The 19,419-nt window shown below is 64.4% G+C and carries 18 protein-coding genes; 6 read left to right on the forward strand and 12 right to left on the reverse strand.

Going from position 1 to position 19,419, the window contains the following annotated elements; translation table 11 throughout:
- Positions 1 to 244: 244 nt before the first annotated feature.
- The gene (locus tag QW845_RS33455) at positions 245 to 1,360 is read right to left on the reverse strand and encodes a PAS domain S-box protein (RefSeq protein WP_315805771.1); all 1,116 of its coding nucleotides are present in this window, start codon (positions 1,358 to 1,360) and stop codon (positions 245 to 247) included.
- A gap of 324 nt (positions 1,361 to 1,684) precedes the next feature.
- Here QW845_RS33455 and QW845_RS33460 point away from each other — a divergent pair, with 324 nt between their 5' ends.
- Positions 1,685 to 3,364, forward strand: a complete 1,680-nt coding sequence (locus QW845_RS33460) for a PAS domain-containing methyl-accepting chemotaxis protein (protein ID WP_315805772.1) — start codon at positions 1,685 to 1,687, stop codon at positions 3,362 to 3,364.
- Between the two features lie 45 nt (positions 3,365 to 3,409).
- On the opposite strand, the gene QW845_RS33465 is transcribed toward QW845_RS33460, so the two are convergent.
- Both QW845_RS33465 and QW845_RS33470 read right to left on the reverse strand, forming a co-directional pair.
- A complete protein-coding gene (locus QW845_RS33465) occupies positions 3,410 to 4,588 on the reverse strand; it encodes a cytochrome P450 (RefSeq protein WP_315805773.1) in 1,179 nt (392 codons plus the stop codon).
- A gap of 90 nt (positions 4,589 to 4,678) precedes the next feature.
- Entirely contained in the window at positions 4,679 to 5,470 is a 792-nt protein-coding gene (locus QW845_RS33470) for a helix-turn-helix transcriptional regulator (RefSeq protein ID WP_315805774.1), read from the reverse strand.
- Positions 5,471 to 5,646: 176 nt separating this feature from the next.
- Between QW845_RS33470 and QW845_RS33475 the strand changes: the two genes are divergently transcribed.
- Positions 5,647 to 6,792 (forward strand): ABC transporter substrate-binding protein, encoded by a 1,146-nt coding sequence (locus tag QW845_RS33475; RefSeq protein WP_315805775.1) that lies wholly within the window; start codon positions 5,647 to 5,649, stop codon positions 6,790 to 6,792.
- 290 nt (positions 6,793 to 7,082) lie between these two features.
- Here QW845_RS33475 and QW845_RS33480 read toward each other — a convergent pair whose 3' ends face one another.
- The 5 genes from QW845_RS33480 to QW845_RS33500 form a co-directional block, all read right to left on the reverse strand.
- Positions 7,083 to 8,714: a GMC family oxidoreductase gene (locus QW845_RS33480; protein WP_315805776.1), complete on the reverse strand. Its 1,632-nt coding sequence runs from the start codon at positions 8,712 to 8,714 to the stop codon at positions 7,083 to 7,085.
- A gap of 63 nt (positions 8,715 to 8,777) precedes the next feature.
- Positions 8,778 to 9,371, reverse strand: a complete 594-nt coding sequence (locus tag QW845_RS33485; RefSeq protein WP_315805777.1) for a GNAT family protein — start codon at positions 9,369 to 9,371, stop codon at positions 8,778 to 8,780.
- A gap of 186 nt (positions 9,372 to 9,557) precedes the next feature.
- Positions 9,558 to 10,484 carry an SMP-30/gluconolactonase/LRE family protein gene (locus QW845_RS33490; RefSeq protein WP_315805778.1) on the reverse strand — a complete coding sequence of 309 codons (927 nt, stop codon included), beginning with the start codon at positions 10,482 to 10,484 and terminating at the stop codon, positions 9,558 to 9,560.
- A gap of 148 nt (positions 10,485 to 10,632) precedes the next feature.
- On the reverse strand, positions 10,633 to 11,502 hold the full coding sequence (locus QW845_RS33495) for a GyrI-like domain-containing protein (RefSeq protein WP_409998001.1): 870 nt from the start codon (positions 11,500 to 11,502) through the stop codon (positions 10,633 to 10,635).
- Positions 11,503 to 11,551: 49 nt separating this feature from the next.
- Positions 11,552 to 11,878 carry a hypothetical protein gene (locus tag QW845_RS33500; protein ID WP_315805808.1) on the reverse strand — a complete coding sequence of 109 codons (327 nt, stop codon included), beginning with the start codon at positions 11,876 to 11,878 and terminating at the stop codon, positions 11,552 to 11,554.
- 185 nt (positions 11,879 to 12,063) lie between these two features.
- On the opposite strand from QW845_RS33500, the gene QW845_RS33505 reads away from it, so the two are divergent.
- Positions 12,064 to 12,336, forward strand: coding sequence for a hypothetical protein (locus tag QW845_RS33505; RefSeq protein WP_315805780.1), 273 nt, complete (start codon positions 12,064 to 12,066; stop codon positions 12,334 to 12,336).
- Positions 12,337 to 12,359: 23 nt separating this feature from the next.
- On the opposite strand, the gene QW845_RS33510 is transcribed toward QW845_RS33505, so the two are convergent.
- From QW845_RS33510 to QW845_RS33520, 3 genes are all read right to left on the reverse strand, one after another.
- Positions 12,360 to 12,836 carry an HXXEE domain-containing protein gene (locus QW845_RS33510; protein ID WP_315805781.1) on the reverse strand — a complete coding sequence of 159 codons (477 nt, stop codon included), beginning with the start codon at positions 12,834 to 12,836 and terminating at the stop codon, positions 12,360 to 12,362.
- A gap of 308 nt (positions 12,837 to 13,144) precedes the next feature.
- Positions 13,145 to 13,579: a cupin domain-containing protein gene (locus QW845_RS33515; protein WP_315718052.1), complete on the reverse strand. Its 435-nt coding sequence runs from the start codon at positions 13,577 to 13,579 to the stop codon at positions 13,145 to 13,147.
- Positions 13,580 to 13,929: 350 nt separating this feature from the next.
- Positions 13,930 to 14,583, reverse strand: coding sequence for a glutathione S-transferase family protein (locus QW845_RS33520; RefSeq protein ID WP_315805782.1), 654 nt, complete (start codon positions 14,581 to 14,583; stop codon positions 13,930 to 13,932).
- Positions 14,584 to 14,773: 190 nt separating this feature from the next.
- On the opposite strand from QW845_RS33520, the gene QW845_RS33525 reads away from it, so the two are divergent.
- Positions 14,774 to 15,994 (forward strand): polyhydroxyalkanoate depolymerase, encoded by a 1,221-nt coding sequence (locus QW845_RS33525; RefSeq protein WP_315805783.1) that lies wholly within the window; start codon positions 14,774 to 14,776, stop codon positions 15,992 to 15,994.
- Here the strand turns inward: QW845_RS33525 and QW845_RS33530 are convergent.
- Positions 15,984 to 17,027 (reverse strand): AraC family transcriptional regulator, encoded by a 1,044-nt coding sequence (locus QW845_RS33530; protein WP_315805784.1) that lies wholly within the window; start codon positions 17,025 to 17,027, stop codon positions 15,984 to 15,986. The genes QW845_RS33525 and QW845_RS33530 overlap by 11 nt on opposite strands.
- Positions 17,028 to 17,158: 131 nt before the next feature.
- Here QW845_RS33530 and QW845_RS33535 point away from each other — a divergent pair, with 131 nt between their 5' ends.
- Both QW845_RS33535 and QW845_RS33540 read left to right on the forward strand, forming a co-directional pair.
- A complete protein-coding gene (locus QW845_RS33535) occupies positions 17,159 to 17,608 on the forward strand; it encodes a cupin domain-containing protein (RefSeq protein ID WP_315805785.1) in 450 nt (149 codons plus the stop codon).
- 288 nt (positions 17,609 to 17,896) lie between these two features.
- Complete coding sequence (locus tag QW845_RS33540; protein ID WP_315805786.1) at positions 17,897 to 19,384, forward strand: NAD(P)/FAD-dependent oxidoreductase; 1,488 nt, start codon at positions 17,897 to 17,899, stop codon at positions 19,382 to 19,384.
- The last annotated feature ends 35 nt before the right edge of the window (positions 19,385 to 19,419 follow it).

Raw genomic sequence — 19,419 nt, forward strand, 5'->3', positions numbered from 1 at the left:
CGTCTGGCACAGCCGTCACGTCCATCGCAGCCCGCCTCCACGTTCGTGACGACGCGTACGTCCCTCTGCTCGAGGCGGGATGGGCAAGACCATCGTCCTGATTTGCCCGACGACGCAAGCCGGCGCGGCTGCGGCAAACTAACTCGACGGGCATTTCGCGCATACGAAGCATGCGGAGATTGCCCGTCGGGCACATCTGGCCGGCGCTCCATCCAGATGTGAAGCCGTGAAGATCGGCTGACAATCAGCGGACGGACGGAGCAGCGGCGGCTTCCCCCCGCGCCGCAAGCGGCAATGACGCCTGCCTCAGACTTTCCGACGGCGTCTCACCGTAGATCTTTCGATACTCCCTGGCGAAATGCCCGGGATTGCTGAAGCCACATCGCAAGGCGATCGACGTCACCGTGTCACCTGCTTTCGCATCGTACAGCAAGCGGTGCGCATGTTGGATTCGCGTCAGCTTGATCTTCTCGGCCAAGGAGACGCCGCTCTTCGCGAAGTACTGATAGAGCGTGCGAGGGCTGACGCCGTAGCGAACCGCGAGCTGCTGGATCGATATCTTCTGATCCCAGTTCGTCTCAATGTGTTCCAGGATCCTGCGAATGGACTCCGGCACCTGGCCATCGCGATCGAGATGATCCGTGGTGACGTCGATCGTCGCACCGACGAGATGGGTTCGTCCGTCGGACGGGCTGTAGACAGAGGTCGCCATGCCACGGACCCAGCGCACCGTACCGGCTTTGCCAAGCACCCGGTAGTCGCGCGTATAGCCGGTTCGCTTCATGATCGCACGACGGATGACCTGCGCGAGCCCGTTCCGATCCTCGGGATGCACGTGGCACAACATGTCGCGCAGCGACGATGGCGACGCCGGCGGAAAATCTCCCTTGGAATCGTCTGCATCGACGATCAGGTTGAACGTCGACAGCCCAGCGAGCTTCTCCGCGGCCGCAAGCTGTTCTTCCAGGATCCTGGTTGTCGTGATGTCCTCGACTACGGCGCAGAACCACTTCAGGCGACCCCTGGCGTCCCTGACCGGATTGACGGTCACGCGTCCCCACACGATGCTTCCGTCCGGCCGGAGATAGCGCTTGTCGAGCTGATAGGTCGCGATCTCGCCTGCAAGCAGCTTGTCGTGCTGCAGCCGATTGCGCTCCCGGTCCTCTGGATGGGTCAGATCGACAAAGGTCAGCCCACTGGTCTTGAGCTGCTCCAGCGTGTATCCGACGATCCGGCAGCATTCGGCGTTCGCAAACCGGATATGTCCCGTTGCACTGTCGACGATCGAGATGCCGATGCCGAGGCTGTCGAGAAACACCCTCGGCACCGCGATGACTTCGGCAATGTCCTTCTCTGGCATGTCGAAGCCGATAGCATCCAATTTCCATTCAGCCTAGCTGCGAGGATCATGTCGATCTTGATCTAAGGCAATCCCGGCCCTGCGACACCTGAACACGCCCCGCAGATTCACGGCCATTCCTGCACAATCAGAACATCGCTGCAGATTGCTGCCTAACCGAATCTTACTGACGAGCTGTTAGATTGAATAAAGCCCCCGGAAATTTACGGGGATCATCGAGTTCAGGAATGATCGCAGTCAGCGCCGTCTCCGGATCACAGCAACTATCGCGTGATCACGAGCATGTGCACATCGCTGGCGTGATCGTTTGCACAGGAGACCATCATGTTTGGCCGCAAGAACAACGCCGCGTCCCTGGCCGCCCTGGCCGCAAACGCGATCACCGCGAAGGTGATGGTCGCTGACGACAAACTCAACATCGTCTACATGAACGAGGCGGTAAGGGCGCTGATGCGTGAGGCGGAGGCCGATCTCAAGACGCAATTGCCGAACTTCCGCGTCGACGGACTCATCGGCACCAACATCGACGTGTTCCACAAGGACCCGACGCACCAGCGCCGCATGCTGCAGGCCCTTACCTCCGAGCACCGGGCCACCATCAAGATCGGCAAGTGGACGTTCGATCTGGTCGCGCAGCCCTTGAAACACCCGGATGGAACCCGCGCCGGAACGGTCGTCGAGTGGTCCGACGCGAGCGTGCGGCTGCAGAACCTCGACTACAGCGCCCAGGTCGCGGCAATCGGCCGATCACAGGCCGTGATCGAATTCAACCTGGACGGCACGATCGTCACCGCCAACGACAACTTTCTGCATGCGCTTGGCTACAGCCTGCCGGAGATCCAAGGCAAGCATCACAGCATCTTCGTTTCGCCGCAGGAGCGCGACAGTGCCGGCTATCGCGAGTTCTGGGCCGCCCTGAACCGCGGCGAATACCAGGCCGCAGAATACAAGCGGATCGGAAAGGGCGGCAAGGAGGTCTGGATTCAGGCGTCCTATAATCCGGTGTTCGATCAGAACGGAAAGCCCTTCAAGGTCGTCAAGTTCGCCACCGACGTGACCGCCCAGAAGCTTCGGAATGCCGATCTCGCCGGACAGATCGCCGCCATCAGCAAATCGCAGGCCGTGATCGAGTTCGAACTGGACGGCACCATCATCAACGCCAACGACAATTTCCTGCAGGCGCTCGGCTATACGCTGTCCGAGATCAAGGGCCGGCACCATTCGATGTTCGTCGATCCGTCGGAGCGCGACAGTCCGGCCTATCGCAACTTCTGGGCCGCCCTGAACCGCGGAGAATATCAGGCCTCGGAATACAAGCGGATCGGCAAGGGCGGTCGCGAGGTCTGGATTCAGGCCTCCTACAATCCAATCCTCGACCTCAATGGCAAGCCGTTCAAGGTCGTGAAATACGCCACCGACGTCACCAAGCAGGTGCTGGTGCGGATGGGCAATGAGCGCGTTCGCGGCATGATGGAGTCCGTCGCAGCGGGTGCCGAGGAGTTGAACGCCTCGGTGCGCGAGATTTCCGAGGCCATGACCAAGTCGCGCGAGACCGCCATGGGGGCGGCTGACCGGGTCGCCTCAGCCGATTCGCAAGCCAAGCGGTTGAGCGAGGCGACACAGGCGATGAGCGGCATCGTCGAACTGATCGGCAACATCACCGGGCAGATCAACCTGCTGGCGCTCAATGCCACGATCGAATCGGCGCGCGCCGGCGATGCCGGCCGCGGCTTTGCCGTGGTCGCGTCGGAGGTCAAGAATCTCGCCACGCAGGCCAAGGCCGCCACCGACAAGATCGGCGCGGAGATCTCCGGACTGAACGGGATCTCCAGCGAGGTCGTGAATGCGCTGAACGCGATCAAGGTCGAGATCCAGAACGTCAGCGAATACGTCACCTCGACCGCCGCCGCCGTCGAGGAGCAGAGCACGGTCACCGGCGAGATGTCGTCCAGCATGCAGCGCGCAGCCGCAGAGGCGCAGGCGATCGCAGCAGGCAGGGCGTAGAGACCGCCCGAGCGCGGCGCTTCCCCGCGAGGGCCGCGGCCAGGATCAATCCCGCGTCGCGTCCCAGGTCACCGGCAGATTGAGCAGACCGCGAAACGCCCAGCCGCCGATGCGCACCGGCTCGGTGTCACGCAGGCGCAGGTCCTTGAGCCGCGCGAACAGCGTCGGCAGCGCGACGTCGGCGATCATCGCGCGCGAGGCCCAGGCGCCCGCGCAGAAATGCGGGCCTGCGCCGAAGGCGATGCTCTTGGAGACGTCGCGGCGGATGTCGAAGCGATCGGGATCGGTGAAATGCGCCTCGTCGCGGTTGGCCGAGCCGAACATCAGGAACACGCGCTCCTCCGGCTCGAAGGCGACGTCGCGGATGCTCCATGGCCTGGCGATCCGCCGCGGCGACATGCCGATCGGCGAGATCCAGCGGGCATATTCCTCGAACACCTGGAGCCAGCGCACCTCGCCAGTGATGGCCAGCGCGAGCTGCTCGGGATGCGTCAGCAGCGCCCACACCGTGCCGGCGATCGCGTCGCGCGGTTCGTTCTGGCCGCCCGAGATGGCGAGCTTGATGTTGGCGCGGATGCTCTCCATCGGCATTTGCGCGGCGAGCATCACGCCAAGCAGGCTCTGGTTCGGGGTCTTCTCCAGCACCGGCAGCATGTCGTCGATCGCGGCATCGATGCCGGCGGTCGCGGCGTTGCAACGCGCCTCGACCGCGGGATCGCCGGTGTAGTTGGCGATGCCGTCGATCATCGCCTGCGACCACGCATTCATGTCCTGGAAGCGCATGTTGGTGAGGCCAGTGATCAGCTTCAGGCATTCGGCCGAGAACGGCAGAGCGAAATCGCCGACGAGATCGATATCCATGGCTGGATCGAGCGCATCGATCAGCCGGTCGGCATGGGCCTGGAACTGCGCCAGCCAGTGCACGCGCACGGCGCGCGGCGACACCGCAGGCGCGATCGCCTGGCGCTCGGCCATGTGATCCGCGCCATCCTTGCGCATCATGTTGTGGCCCATCAGCCGGTTCATCAGCCCTTGCGGCTGATGCGAGCTGAAGACGTCGACCTGCTTTTCGGACACGAAGATGTCGTCGCGGCGGCACAACAGCGTGCTGCCGAGTTGCGGCACGAACGCGATCGGCGCTTCCTTGCGCATCCGCGCCAGCGCTGGATAGGGATCGGCCCAGAAAGTGGCAGTGTCGATGTCGAAGCGCGGTGCGGTGCTCACTGTCGATCTCCGGTCGGACGGCGCAAGCTAGCCCGCGCGCACAGGCGACGTCTGTCCCGGTGATGGGTGACAGCATGCGTGCTGCATCGCTCAGTTCAGCGGCCGCGGCGTCGACATCAGCCGCAGGGCGATCGCGAACAGCTCGTTCTGCGAGGCGATGCCGAGCTTCTCATAGGCGCGCTTGCGATAGGTGAAGACGGAATTGAGTGCGATGCCGAGATCACCGGCGATCGCCTCGGAGGTGAAGCCCGAGAGAATACGGCGGCAGACGTCCTTCTCGCGGACGGTCAGGACCGACAGCGGACCGCCGGCGGCGAACAGCAGCGCAAATTTGTCAGCCGGATCCATTGCAGCGGCGCGATCCTGGCAATGACGCGCGACGATGGCGCCCACGATCGGGGCGACTGCCGCGATGCGCTGGCGTTCGCCGGGCGCGAAGCCGCCTTGCGCAACGGTGCGATAGAAGTTCACGTAGGTACAGTGGTCGCCGATCCAGATCGCGGTGGCGGCCTTGTCCACGATCTCGGAATCCTCGAAGAACAGCTTGCGGTAGCCCTTCGGGTACATGCGGCGCGCGAAATTCGGCAGCAGGATGTGGTGCGCGTCCGCACGCTCGCGGAAGATGGCGTCCCGGTTCGGATCAGCGGTGTGGAAATGCTCCGAATAGGCCGCGCCGAGGTCGGGCCCGATCGCGATGTTCCCGGTGCTGAGCAGGCAGCGGGCGGAGTGCTGGTTCTCGAAGGTGAACACCATGCAGTGGCCGACATCGGCAACGATGCGCAACGTCTCGATCAGAACTTGGGGGAACGAGGGCTGTCCGATCGCGAGCACCATCGCGCCGACAGCGCCGGCCGCGTCGACATCAGGCCGCTGAGCCTCCATGCGTTCCTCCCGGATGTTTGTTCGCCGAAGCCTAGCAGCAACCCGCCTTGGCTGGAAGCGCCGCGCCCCGCGTCACCAACCATGGGGACAGACGGAGGCCCTTGGTCCGGCTACGCTCCTCCGCCAAAGTCTCGGCCAGTCAACGCGCCGAGCATGCTCAACGGGGAGGACATGCGATGAGAGCCGCACTCACGGCGATCGGAATTGCTGCAACGATGGCCTTCGGCTCGCCCGCGCGCGCCGACATCAAGGTCGGTATCGTGGTGTCCGCGACCGGGCCCGGCTCGGCGCTCGGGCAGCCGCAGATCAAGGCCGTGGCGGCGCTGCCGAAGGAGATCGGCGGCGAGAAGATCGTCTACATCGCGCTCGACGACGAGTCCGACAGCGTCAAGGGACTGCAGAACGCGCGCCGGCTGGTGATCCAGGATGGTGTCGACGTCATCATCGGCTCGTCGCTGACGCCGGTGACCATGCCGATGCTCGATGTCGCGCTCGAAAGCAGGACGCCGCTGCTGTCGCTGGCGGCCTCGACAGCGATCGTGCAGCCGATGGACGACAAGCGCAAATGGGCGTTCAAGGTGGTGCCCAACGATGACATCATGGCCGCGGCGATGCTGAAATACATCGCGAAAAGCGGGGTGAAGACGCTCGGCTTCATCGGCGTGTCCGACGGCTATGGCGAGGGCTACTATCAGGAGGTGAGCAAGCTGGCGCCGAAGCTCGGCATCACCGTCACCACCCACGAGGTCTATGCGCGCGGCGACACCAGCGCGGCCGGCCAGGCGCTCAAGGTGATCGCCACCAATCCGGACGCGGTGTTCATCGCCTCGGCCGGCACGCCCGCCGTGCTGCCGCAGCAGGCGCTGCGCGAGCGCGGCTATGCCGGCAAGATCTTCCAGACCCATGGCGTGGCGACGCAGGAGTTCATCAAGCTCGGCAAGGAGAATGTCGAGGGCGCGGTGTTCGCCGGAGAGGCGTTCTCGATCGCCGACGATCTCGCGCCTGAGGATCCGTTTCGCCGGGCCAACGACGCCTTCCTGTCAGCCTACCAGACTGCCAATGGCGACAGGCCGAACATCTTCGCCGCGCATCTGTGGGACACGGTCACCTTGCTGAAGGGCGCCATCCCCGGCGCGCTGAAGGCGGCCAAGCCCGGCACGCAGGAGTTCCGCGCCGCGCTGCGCGAGGAATTGGAGCGCGGCAAGGACATCTATCTCAACAACGGCCTCTCCAACATGAGCCCGACCGACCACAACGGTTATGACGAGCGCTCGGCGTTCTTGATCAAGGTCGAGGGTGGGAGATTCAGGCTGGTGAAGTAGGTGCTGTCGCATTGTCACGCCCAACTATCTCGGCACGAGCGGTGCAACCTCTCCCCGCCCTTTTTGCGGGGAGAGGTCGGATTGCGCAGCAATCCGGGTGAGGGGCATGGCACGTACAAAGCCACATCGTGGCTCTATCGGACGGGCACGGCGGCGTCCCGTAGCGGCACCGCCCGTGTGGCTGCCCCTCACCCCGGCCCTCTCCCCGTAAGAACGGGGCGAGGGAGCGCACCGCGCGCTCGGTGGCAGCTCGAATTCAAATGGCGAGGACGCGCCAATGGAGCCCTCGCCTACGCCGAGACGCTCTCGACCGCCGTCTTGCCGAGGATCAGGTCCGCCGCCTTGTCGCCGATCATCAGCGTCGCGGCGTTGAGATTCGCCGAGATCATGCGCGGCATGATCGAGGCGTCGGCGACGCGCAGGCCCTGCAGGCCGTGGACGCGGAGCTGATCGTCGACCGTGGCCCAGGTCGAGTCGGCCGGGCCCATGCGGCAGGAGCAGCCGGGATGGAAGGTGGTGGTGGCGCGCTGCGTCGCCGCGGCCAGGAACTCGTCGTCGCTGTTCACCTTCGGTCCCGGAAAATCCTCGTAAGCATAGTACGGCGCGAGCGGGGCCGAGGCCAGCAGGCGACGCGCCAGCTTCATGCCGGCGACGACCACGCGGCGGTCGAGCTCGGCGGTGAGATAGTTGGTCTGGATCAGCGGCGGCGCGAACGGATCCGCCGAGCGCAGCCGCACATAGCCGCGGCTCTCCGGGCGCTGCTGCCAGGACGCCACCGTCATGCCGGGCTCGTCCTCGAGCTGGCCCTGCACGCCCTCCTTGTAGCTTGCCGGCGTGAAGGTGAGCTGCAGGTCGGAGCTTTCGGCGGTCTCGCCGGAATGCCAGAAGCAGTAGACCATGGTCGGCGACAGCGACAGGATGCCGCGCCGCGTCACCGCCCATTTCAGCGCCTCGCCCCACAGATTGAGGCCGCGCGCGAGCTCGTTGACGGTCTTGATGTTCTTGACACGCGCCACCGTGCGGGGCGCGTAATGGTCCTGCAGGCCCTCGCCGACGCTTCGGAGTGCATGACGCACCTCGATGCCGTGCTCCTGCAGCAGCTCGGGCGCGCCGATGCCGGAGAGCTGCAAGAGCTGCGGCGAATTATAGGCACCACCGGACAGGATCACCTCTTTACGCGCGCGCACCTCGACCGGCACGCCGCCGCGCCCGCCGCGATGATAGCGCACGCCGACCGCGCGTTTGCCTTCCAGCACAACGCCGGTGGCATGGGCGTGGGTGCGAACCTCGACGTTCGGCCGCTTGCTGGCCGGACGCAGGAATGCGGTCGCCGACGACACGCGGCGGCCGTTCTGGATGGTGCGCTGGACGTAGGAGACGCCTTCCTGAATCGCGCCGTTGTAGTCCGGGTTGCGCGGGATGCCGAGCGAGACAGCGCCATCCATGAAGGCCTCGCACAGCGTGTCCTTCCACTCCATGGTGGTCACGATGAGGTTGCCGTCGCGGCCGCGATACTGGTCCTCGCCGGCGCCGATGCGCTTCTCCATGCGCTTGAAATTCGGCAGCACGTCGGAATAGCTCCAGCCGCGATTGCCCATCTGCGCCCAGGTGTCGAAGTCCTGACGCTGACCGCGATTGTAGACATGGCCGTTGATCGAGGAGGAGCCGCCGAGCGTCTTGCCGCGCGGCGCGTAGATGCTGCGCCCGGCCGTGTAGGGCCCCGGCTCCTGCTGATAGCCCCAGTTGATGCTCTTCATGTAGAAGGTCTTGATGAAGCCGGCCGGCAGATGGATGTAGGGATGCCAGTCGCGCGGCCCTGCCTCCAGCACGCACACCGTGACCTCAGGGTCCTCGCTGAGGCGGCTCGCCAGCACGCAGCCGGCGGAGCCGGCGCCCACGATCACATAGTCGAAGGTATCCATCTGGTCGTTCGTCCCGGTCTCATCGTCATCAGCCGCGCGAGGCGGCAAGCGGCCATAGCGCGGTCAGCGCGGCTTGTCATTCAATTGGTAGTCGAGATGCGCCTTCACGGTGGGCCATTCGGCCGCAGTGATGCTGTAGACGACGGTATCCCGCAGCGTGCCGTTCGGCGCGATCTGGTGGCTGCGCAAAATGCCGTCCTGCCTGGCGCCGAGCCGCTCGATGGCGCGGCGGCTCTGGTGGTTGAAGAAATGGGTGCGGAACTCGACCGCGATGCAGTCCATGGCCTCGAAAGCATGCGCCAGCAAGAGCCGCTTGCACTGGGTGTTGAGCGCACTGCGCTGCACCCGTTTCGCATACCAGGTCGAGCCGATCTCGACGCGACGGTTGGCGGCATCGACGTTCATGTAGGTGGTCATACCGGCGACGCGGCCGTCGGCATCGAGCACCGTGAACGGCAGCATGCTGCCGGCCGCGAGCAGGCCGAGCCGGCGCTCGATCTCCCTGGCCATGGTCTCGGGTTTCGGAACTGCGGTGTACCACAGCTTCCACAATTCGCCGTCACTGACGGCCTCGACCAGCGCATCGTGATGGTCCGCCGACAGCGGCAGAAGGCTCGCATGCGGGCCGCGAAGGGTGACTGGTTCAAGAAAGGGCATCAAAGACTCCTTCCCCTCATCCCGAGGAGCAGCGCGCAAGCGCTGCGTCTCGAAGGATGAGGCCACGATGGAGGCCTCATGGTTCGAGACGCGCCTGCGGCGCTCCTCACCATGAGGAGCAATTCCGACGACGTTCCAGCCAGCTGGTTATCACCGGCGCGCCGTGATGACGATGCCCAGCCGCATTCACTTGTTCAGAAAATTTAGCGGCAGGCCGGGCCGCGGCCAGTCCATCGCCACCAGCTCGCCCCGGCCCGACAGCGTGATGTAGGCGGTCTTCAGTTCGGGACCGCCGAAGGCGATGTTCGTCGTAACGCGGTCGCCGGTCGGGACCTGCTCGACCAGCGTGCCGTCCGGCGCGATCACGCTGATGCATCCGGAGATCAGCGTCGCGACGCAGACATTGCCGTTCGCTTCGACCGCGAGCGAATCGAACATCTGGTAGCCGCCGAGGCCGCAGATCGGCCGGCCGCGCTCACCACGATAGATCACCTCGCGCGGCTTGACGGTGCCGGGCTCCGGAACGTCGTAGGCCCAGAGCCGCGCGGTCGGCGTCTCCGCGATGTAGACGGTCTTTTCATCCGGCGAGAGCCCGATGCCATTGGCCGGCAGAATGCCGTGGACGGCCTCGACGATCTCGCTCATGCCGGGCTTGAGGTAATAGAACGCGCCGACGTCCATGTCGCGGGCGCGGCGCTTGCCGAGGTCAGAGAACCACAGGCCGCCGTGACGGTCGAAGACCAGATCGTTGGGCCCGCGCAGCGCGTGCTCGCCGCAGCGGCTGACGACGGTCTCGATCCTGCCGTTCTGCAGATCGACGCGCTGGATCGAGCCGCCGAGATAGTCCTCGGGCTGCGGGCCCGGCATGATCATCTTGCCAGTCGGAATCCAGGAGAAACCGCCATTGTTGCAGATGTAGATCTTGCCGTCGGGCCCCAGCGCCGCGCCATTCGGCCCCCCCGGAATCTGCGCCACGATCTCCTTGCGGCCGTCGGGAAACACCCGCGTCAGGCGCTTTCCGCGGATCTCGACCAGCACCACCGAGCCGTCGGGCATCACCACGGGCCCTTCCGGAAATTCCAGATCGGTGGCGAGCACGCGCATGTCGGACATCGGACGACCTCCCGCTTTCGTCGCCGCGCTGCGGCGCATTGTTGTTAGGCGTGAGGTTATCGCAAACGTGCCGCTGCTTGCCAAGCAATCGGCAGGGTCCGGCGCCGCAGGGCTGGCCTGCAGCGTCTCGACACAATTCGGGACCGCCTCAGCGAATCACCGGAACCCAGATCTCGAAGCCGCCATCACCGGTCCTGGAATCGAAGCGCTGATCGTAGCGTTCGAAATTCGGTGCATCGGCGACCGTGCAGCCCGATTGCGGCAGCCAGTGATTCCAGATCGTGCTGACGGTGCGACGGATGGTCGAGACGTGGCCCGGATGGGCGAACACGGCAAAGGTGGCCGCGGGAATCCGAACCTTGGCGAAGCTGCGCGGCAGGTTGGAGAAGTCGGCTACCGCGACGCCTGCGATATAGTCGAAGTTTCCGGCGTCGTCACCGTTGCAGCAGACGCCGTAAGCGACGTCGCCGACGCGCGCCGGGATATCCTGCTCGACCAGGTGGAAGCGCTGCCAGAGCGCCGGAATGCCGGCCCCGTTGTCATGGCTGAAGCGCTCGGCCACACCGGCAACGAGCAGCGGCTTGGCCGTGACGAAACGTGGTGCGGCGAGATCGGCGAGCGGAGTCTGGTCCATCATGATCGGCTCCTGAAGCGACAGGCCATCGAGGCGTGAGCTGGCGCGCACCGATTCCGGCGTGACGCCGAACTGGTCGCGGAACGCGCGCGTGAACGCTTCGTGGGAGCCGTAGTCGGCCTCGAGCGCGAGACTGAGAATGTCCGGCGCTCCCGAGGCCAGAGCCCGTGCCGCCTCGCTGAGACGGCGCAGCCTGACATAGCGCATCACCGAGACGCCGGTCGCCGCCGCGAACGCGCGCACGATGTGGAAGCGCGACACGCCGGCAATGGCAGCGACATCATCCAACGTCAACGGCGCCGACAGATGGCTCTCGATGAACCAGAGCGCCCTCTCGGCCGGGTTGTTGGACACGCGCCTCTCCTTGTCGAAGCGGCCGATCATGCGCGCGGACGTCCTCGTGCGCTTGATCGTTATTGCGCTGCGGACCGTGCTATTTGCCGGCCGGCTTCGCCGGCGCCGCGTCCTTGGCGCCCGGCGCATCGGCCTTCTTCCTCAGTTCGTCCGCAAGCTTCGCCTGCGACGCCTTCAGTTCGTCGATCAGGCCCTGCTGCGAGATCAGCGCAGCCTTCAGCGCCTGGATCTGCCGATTCGCCGCATCGAGCTTCTGCTGCTGATCGAGCGCTTGCTTGGTCATCGTCTTCTGCAGGAAATCGATGTTGCTCTGCAGACATGATGTCCGACGATCCATCGCCTTTTCTGCAGTGCATATCTCGATGCCCGGAATATCCTGCGCATATGCGGCAGAACTCACACACATCGCGAGCACACTCGCGGCAAAAATGATTCCCGCAGCAACGATTCTTCGCATCACAATTTTCTCATTGGCTTGCCCAACACATGATTTTGCGTGGAACTGAAGGAGTTTCCTGATTGATACCATACTGAGACCTCAATCGCGCATTGAAGTTCCGGCCGGGACCCGTTTTTAGGGAGATGGACAGAATGGCTACGCGCGAAAAACGGCTGGCGCAATTCGACGGCAGCGGTGAGCCGCCGCCCGGACAGACGGTCGAGGTGCTGTGCGAGGATCACAGCGGCACCTACCAACTACCGTTCCCCTGTTTCTACATTGATGGCAAATGGCACAACAAGGAATCCGGCGGCGCGCTCGAAGCCACCGTCATCGGCTGGCGCTTCCCACGCTCGCGATTTGACGAGCGCAATGGACGCCGTCCGCAGCCGAGCTTCGTTGCCGATCGCGCTTCGTCTTATTGATCATGCCGGGCCCTGAGTTCTGCTCAGGGCCGGTCTTGCCGAAAATATGGTTTCGAACGCAGATTGAGCATCACGACCGGATAGGCCATCAGCAGCGCGCCGGCGACGACCGCGAGGACAACCGTTCCAACGTCGAGCACACCGTCGCCCCACGCCCGCCGCCACATTGCAATGGCAATCGGAAAGAACAGAATCAGCGCCGTCGCCAGCCCCGGCGAGAATCTGCCTCCGCTGCGCAGGAACGGCAGAATGTGAAAGAAGATGGCGTTGATGATCATCAGCGCCGCGTAGGTGAGCGCGGCCGGCGGCCATGTCTCGGCAAGCTCCGCCTGCACCGCGCCGAGCACGACAACCAGCGCGTTCGTCACGTAGAAGTCGCTCCACTCGACCGGCAGCTTCATCACCGTACGCGCCCAATTGCGCCAATCGAACGTGTATTCCTCGAGAATATGCGCGCCGTAGGCCGCGAGCGCGAGCCAAGCCAATGTGGTCAAGGTCATGATCGATGCTCCCCTTGCGGGTGATGGACCGGCACCAGATCGGTCGCAAGGGGCAATGTGGAGCACCAAGGCGCGAGACAGGCAGCGCGCGTGCCGTGTGTCAAAACGCGACGGCGCTGCCTTGCAGTCTTAATCCTTGGAACGCTGCCGGAACGAATCGCGTCCGAATCGGACGCCGCATCTGGTGCGCGATCTGTTCACGCTAGATGTCGGACACATCGGAGACGACCCACCACATCGTGAGGAGACGCCTCCGGCCGCTTGCCGCAACCGGATGCCAAAGACTAACGGAGAAGGAGTTCAGGCGCTCAGGTCCAGGGCGTGACCGGCGGCACGTTGTCGGTCGCCGGCGGCATCTCGACCGTCTTGAAGTCGGCCGGGCTGACGATCTCCATATATTCCATGTCAGGGGAATAATCGTAGAGGTAGTGCACGATGCCGGGCCGCTGGTGCACGACGTCGCCGGCCTTCACCAGGGTCGGCTTGTCCTCGTACATGAAGCGGGCCCAGCCCTTCATCATGATGACGATCTGGAAATCGCAATCGTGGCGATGCCAGCCTGTGCCATCCACCGGCGGACAATCCGGATTGGCCTTGACGAGGTGGCAGATCACCTGCCCGCCGGTGGCGTCGGCGATGCCGAGATCGCGATACAGAAAGAAGTCGCGCAACCCACCGCCCTTGTAGTCGGTATCCTCGGGCTTCACGTGCGAGAACTTGGTCACCACTGCATGCTGGTTCATGACGGCCTCCACCGGTTGATTGCGACATCGGCGACCGTTGCGGCCCATCGATCGGCCACAGCGGCCACCACGTCAGAAAGCGGATTGTGCCATGCGAAAACCACGCCACGCCCTGTTCGCAACGCAAAGATCGGCAGGCGGTGACGGCATCGCGCGCCGAACTGATTGCCAACAACCGGGTTTTGGCCGACGCCACACGGCAATGGTGACGTGCTGACAGCTCACGCCACGCGCCGAGAGGACGCAAATCCGGCTTCAAATTGAGCAGCACCTGCCCGCGACATGAGCCGTTCTCGCCGGGGCCGGCGGCTGCCAAGGGCCGCGGGCATGGTCCGCTGACGGCAGGACACCTAGTACTCGACCTCCAGCTCCTCGATCTCCTCGGGCTCGGCCTTGGCGGCCTCGATCCATTGCTGCATCTCCGGCATCGCCATGATCAGGTCGGCATAGGCCCTGAGCTGCGGCTCCAGCTTCACGTCATAAGTCACGAAGCGCGTCACCACCGGCGCATACATCGCATCCGCCATGCCGCGCTGGCCGAACAGAAATGGACCGCCGGATCTCTCCAGGCAGTCGCGCCAGATCGCCCAGATGCGATCGATGTCGGCCTGCGCCCGCGTCCAGACCTTGAAGCCCGGAAAGTGGCCCTTGAGATTGACCGGCAGCGACGCCCGCAGAGTCGTGAAGCCGGAATGGATCTCGCCCGAAATCGAGCGGCAATGCGCGCGCTGGATGCGGTCGGCTGGCAGCAGGCCTGCCTCCGGAAAGGTCTCGTTGAGATACTCGCCGATCGCCAGCGTATCCCAGATCGTCGCACCATCGTGGCGCAGGCACGGCACCAGGATCGAGGACGACAGCAGCAGGATCTCGGCGCGAGCCGACGCGTCGTCCGGACCGACGATCACCTCGTCAAAATCCAGTCCGGCAAACCTGGCCAGCAGCCAGCCGCGCAGCGACCACGACGAGTAATTCTTGCTACTGATGGTCAACGTCGCTTTGGCCATGTCGCCCTACCCTGTTGCCGCATTGTCGATTGTCGTCCGCCCATCGTGCCGCTCGTGCAAGCGGCGCGATGGGCGGAGCCGGATATGTGAGAGATTTCATCGAGCAAGCGACATGCCAGTTTTTCAGGCAAGACTCGGCCGCTCTGGCTTCGATATTGCATACACCAATGCATGTAATGGATCGGACGCGATGGCGCTGCTGTACCAAGCCTATCAGAACCACATGGACCTGACCGAGCCGTGGCGCCAGAGCGCGGCAGCCGCCATGCGCTATCTCAACCTGATCCCATCAGGGCTATCCAGCCGTGCCATGCGGCGTCTGTCCGCCGCGCTCGAGCTGATCTCCCGCTCGGCCTTGACCTACGCCCGCCCGGCCTATGGCATCGACAGCGTGATGGTCGGCAACCGCGAGCTCGCCGTCACCGAAGAGGTCACGTTCAAGACGCCGTTCGGCTCGCTGCTGCACTTCAAGAAGGATGCCGCACCGGATCAGCCCAAGGTGCTGCTTGTCGCGCCGATGTCCGGCCATTTCGCCACCCTGCTGCGCGGTACCGTGAAGACGCTATTGCAGGATCACGACGTCTATATCACAGACTGGCACAATCCGCGCGACATCCCGCGCGATCATGGCCGCTTCGGCCTCGAAGATTACACCGATCATCTCATCACCTTCCTCGGCCAGCTCGGGCCGCGCCCTCACATGGTGGCGATCTGCCAGCCGTCGGTCTCCGCGCTCGCGGCCACCGCCGTGATGTGCGAGGACAACCATCCGTCGCGGCCAGCCACCTTGACCTTGATGGCCGGACCGATCGATACGCGGATCCAGCCGACCAAGGTCAACGAGTTCGCCAAGAGCAAGCCGATCGACTGGTTCGAGGACAACCTGATCCACTACGTGCCCTTTCAATGCAGGGGCGCCTTCCGCAAGGTCTATCCTGGCTTCGTGCAGCTCACGGCATTCGTCTCGATGAATCTCGAGCGACACGTGAAGCAGCACATGGATCTCGCCAACCATCTCGCCAAAGGCGAGGTCGAGAAGGCCGAGACGATCAAGACCTTCTACGACGAGTACTTCGCGGTGATGGATCTGCCGGCGGAGTTCTACATCGAGACTGTGCGCGACGTCTTCCAGGAACATCTGCTGCCGCAGGGCAGACTGATGCACCGCGGCCGTCCCGTCGACCCGAAGGCAGTCCGGCGCATCGGCCTGATGACGGTCGAGGGCGAGCGCGACGACATCTGCTCGATCGGCCAGACGCTCTCGGCGCAGGACATCTGCACCAACGTGCGCGCCTATCGCCGCGTCCATCACATGCAGGCCGGCGTCGGCCATTACGGCGTGTTCAGCGGCAAGAAGTGGAACAACGAGATCTATCCGCTGCTGCGGGATTTCGTGCACGTCAATTCGTGAAGCGGCCGCGCTGTGCGCGTTGCAGCGTGGCCGACGGCGCCTCCCCGAACTTGTCGCGATAGGCCCCCGCCATCCGCCCGAGATGGGTGAAGCCGAGGTCGAAGGCGATGTCGATGATCCGCGCCTCCGGCGCAGCCGTCATCAATTGCGCATTGAGCCGCGCCAGCCGGATGTCGAGCAGCATGTCGGAGATCGACATGCCGAAATGGCGGCGGAAGCCGCCCTGCAGCGCCCGGATCCCCACGCCTGACGATGCCGCAAGCTGCGCCAGATCGAGCGGTTCGGCTGCGTGCGCTGCCAGGAGATCACGCGCCCGGCGGACGGCCTGCGGCAGCGTCTCGACCCGGCCGGAATGCAGCCTGATCGCCTCCGCCAGGCCATTTCCCGGCTGCGCGAACAGAATATCCAGCAGCGTCTCGCGCCAATTGGCGGCCGCGACCGCTGGCAGTCCGCGCCCACCGCCGAGACGCTCGGCGAGGTCGGCGAGCCCGAGCATGTGAGCCCGGAGCCGCGAGCCATGACATCCCGACAACGCGATTGCGGGATCGAATTCGATCGGTTGCACCGCGCGCCCGGACAGCGCTGCTGCGCGCTGTTCCACGAGACGGCGGTCGAGCAACAGGATCAACTGAGCGCACCCCTCCCAGACCATGCGCGTGGGCAATGTCGGCGACAGCAGCGACGCCGCATGATCCGGCGCCGTCGCGACCTCGCCGGTCCCGGCGAAGACCCGCGCGGTCCCCGCCAGCGGGAGCTGCAGCAGGAAGAAGCGGTCGAGACAGCCCGGATCAATCGTTACCGCACCGCCATAGGCGACGTAGTTGATGGAAAAGCCATCGAATGCCGCGCAATTATGCAGAGCGAGGAAATCGCGCGCAGTATCCGCCTCCGGTTGCAGCCCATGCGGACAGAAGATGCGGCCTATTTGTTCAGCGGCCTCATCGACATCGTGCGTTGCAACACGACCATAGGCGGTCAGCCGCGGCACCGCCGGTGACTTCCAACTACGATCAGCGGCTGCATCTGCAGTCATGGCCTACATCGCCCGTCGAGATCGTTTGAAACCTATAATAATTAGCAACTGACGTCGAGGGATTCGTTTTCCGGATAGACTTGGGCAGGCCCCGGCTCGATCCTCCCATGCGTGCAGCAAGGAGATCCGCCATGATCACACTCGAAAAAGGCATCACGCGCGCAGGTACCGGCTATGCCGGCAAGACCTGGAATATCCTGGGTCAGCTCTATTATCCCAAAGCCGTCACCGACTCCACGTTCGCCTTCGAGACCAACAGCGAGCCCGGGCAGTTCGTGCCGGTTCACGTTCATCCCACCCAGGACGAGTTCATCCTGGTGCAGGAAGGCGTACTCGACCTCAAGCTCGACGGCGTCTGGGTCAAGGCGAATGCCGGCGACCTCGTGCGCATGCCGCGCGGCATTCCGCATGGCTACTTCAACAAATCCGACAAGCCGGCGCGCGCGCTGTTCTGGGTCTCGCCGATGCAGAAGCTGGAGGCGCTGTTCAACATGCTGCACAATCTCGCCGACCCGGCCGAAGTGGTGCGAATCTCGGCGGAGCACGAGGTCGACTTCCTGCCGCCGGAGGCCAACGACTAGGCGACAGCGCGGGCCCCAGCGAGCGCCCCCCGATTGTTGCGGTACGAACGGCGCGCGATCATCGCTGTCGGCTCCGTGCGCCTGCAGCATGAGCAGCCGCTGCGCTCGGACGAGATGCGACCGGCGAGATCCTTCTCGCCCTGATTTCGATGCCGACCCATCCGTCGGCATCGCACGTCTCGGTCGCGCCGAGCGACCTTCGTCACCATCGAACTCTCGCGGGCTTCTGCAGCGCGGCGGGCGAATGCCGCCCGAACGCGGCTGCGCGCTCGACAACAAGGAGGTCCCATGATCAGCCGAAAGAATGTCTGTGTGATCGGTGCCGGCGTCTCCGGCCTGGCTGCAGCCAAAGCATTCACCGCCCGCGGGCACGACGTCACCATCGTCGAGCGGAGCGCCGATCTCGGTGGCGTCTGGGAGCCCGCGCGGTCCTATCCCGACGTGCAGACGCAGAGCCCCAAGGAGCTCTATCGCTACACCGACAAGGCGATGCCGGATCACTACCCCGAATGGCCGAAGGGACCGCAGGTCTATGCGTATCTTGCCGACTACGCGAAATCCCACGACCTCATCCGCCTGATGCGGTTGAACACGACCGTGCTTGCGATGCAGCGCCGCAGTGACGGCAAGCCTGGATGGAGCCTCGACCTCAAAACCGGAGACCGAACGAGCCGGGAGGATTTCGATTTCGTCGCCGTCTGCACCGGTCAGTTCAACGAGCCGCAGACGTTGTCGCTTGGCGGCGAAGATCAGTTCGCGGCCGCCGGCGGCTTGATCCTGCATTCCTCGAAATACAACAATGCCGCGCTCACGAAGGGGCGCGACGTGGTGGTCCTCGGCGGCTCGAAATCGGCAACCGACATCGCAGTCAACGCCGTACGCGCCGGCGCGCGCTCGGTCACGATCGTGCTTCGCGAAGCGGTGTGGCGCATTCCCTACTTCGTCGGCGGTCTGATCAACTTCAAGCGCATCCTCTATATCCGTGCCCAGGAGCAGATGTTCGCAAGCTGGGGCATCGGCCCGCTCGCGCGCGTTGCCCATCTGCTGGCCAAGCCGCTCGTCTGGGCCAATTGGCGCGGCCTGGAGAGCGTGCTCAAGACGCAGTTGAAGCTCGCCAAATGCAACATGGTGCCGAAGGGCAGGATCGAGGACGGCGTGAACTGCTCCGTCCCGATCGCCACGCCCGACTTCTTCCCGATGGTCGCAGACGGCCGGATCAAGCCGGTCTACGGCACCTTCGACCACTACGAGCCGAACACCATCGTGACCAGCGGCGGTGAACGGATTCCGGCCGACGTCGCGATCCTCGCCATCGGCTACAAGCTCGGGGTCCCATTCCTGTCGGATGCCGACCGCGCCAGACTGGTCGATCCGGACGGGCAGTACCGGCTCTATCGGCTGATCGCCAATCCCGATCTTCCCGACATGGGATTCGTCGGCTTCAATTCGAGCTTCTGCACCGTGCTCTGTGCGGACATGGCCGCCAACTGGCTGGTGCGCTACGCCGACAAACAGCTGGCGCATCAACCGAGCGAGCGCGAGATGCGCGACAACATCGAGATGATGCTGCATTTCAAGCGGATCGAGCGCCCTGCCGCGGGCGTGTATGGCGGACTTTGCGTCGCGCCCTATCACTTCAAGCATTTCGACGAACTGCTTGCCGACATCGGCGCTCGGCGCCGACGGCGCAATCCATTGGCGGAGATGTTCACGCCGCCCGATGCGGACGCGTATAACGACTTTCTCGCATCCGCGCCGGCCTATCAGGCCGGCTGAGGTGGCGGCGAACAGTCTCGCCGCGCTGCAGACAC

The organism is Bradyrhizobium sp. SZCCHNS3002, from assembly GCF_032377435.1.
GTDB lineage: Bacteria > Pseudomonadota > Alphaproteobacteria > Rhizobiales > Xanthobacteraceae > Bradyrhizobium.

Bases quoted from the DNA above. Each gene is read 5' to 3' on its own strand.
- QW845_RS33470 (WP_315805774.1), bottom strand. From the start codon at position 5,470: ATGGAGGCTCAGCGGCCTGATGTCGACGCGGCCGGCGCTGTCGGCGCG.
- QW845_RS33525 (WP_315805783.1), top strand. From the start codon at position 14,774: ATGGCGCTGCTGTACCAAGCCTATCAGAACCACATGGACCTGACCGAG.
- QW845_RS33480 (WP_315805776.1), bottom strand. From the start codon at position 8,714: ATGGATACCTTCGACTATGTGATCGTGGGCGCCGGCTCCGCCGGCTGC.
- QW845_RS33460 (WP_315805772.1), top strand. From the start codon at position 1,685: ATGTTTGGCCGCAAGAACAACGCCGCGTCCCTGGCCGCCCTGGCCGCA.
- QW845_RS33500 (WP_315805808.1), bottom strand. From the start codon at position 11,878: ATGTGTGTGAGTTCTGCCGCATATGCGCAGGATATTCCGGGCATCGAG.
- QW845_RS33490 (WP_315805778.1), bottom strand. From the start codon at position 10,484: ATGTCCGACATGCGCGTGCTCGCCACCGATCTGGAATTTCCGGAAGGG.
- QW845_RS33510 (WP_315805781.1), bottom strand. From the start codon at position 12,836: ATGACCTTGACCACATTGGCTTGGCTCGCGCTCGCGGCCTACGGCGCG.
- QW845_RS33540 (WP_315805786.1), top strand. From the start codon at position 17,897: ATGATCAGCCGAAAGAATGTCTGTGTGATCGGTGCCGGCGTCTCCGGC.
- QW845_RS33475 (WP_315805775.1), top strand. From the start codon at position 5,647: ATGAGAGCCGCACTCACGGCGATCGGAATTGCTGCAACGATGGCCTTC.
- QW845_RS33495 (WP_409998001.1), bottom strand. From the start codon at position 11,502: ATGATCGGCCGCTTCGACAAGGAGAGGCGCGTGTCCAACAACCCGGCC.
- QW845_RS33485 (WP_315805777.1), bottom strand. From the start codon at position 9,371: ATGCCCTTTCTTGAACCAGTCACCCTTCGCGGCCCGCATGCGAGCCTT.
- QW845_RS33455 (WP_315805771.1), bottom strand. From the start codon at position 1,360: ATGCCAGAGAAGGACATTGCCGAAGTCATCGCGGTGCCGAGGGTGTTT.
- QW845_RS33505 (WP_315805780.1), top strand. From the start codon at position 12,064: ATGGCTACGCGCGAAAAACGGCTGGCGCAATTCGACGGCAGCGGTGAG.
- QW845_RS33530 (WP_315805784.1), bottom strand. From the start codon at position 17,027: ATGACTGCAGATGCAGCCGCTGATCGTAGTTGGAAGTCACCGGCGGTG.
- QW845_RS33535 (WP_315805785.1), top strand. From the start codon at position 17,159: ATGATCACACTCGAAAAAGGCATCACGCGCGCAGGTACCGGCTATGCC.
- QW845_RS33515 (WP_315718052.1), bottom strand. From the start codon at position 13,579: ATGAACCAGCATGCAGTGGTGACCAAGTTCTCGCACGTGAAGCCCGAG.
- QW845_RS33520 (WP_315805782.1), bottom strand. From the start codon at position 14,583: ATGGCCAAAGCGACGTTGACCATCAGTAGCAAGAATTACTCGTCGTGG.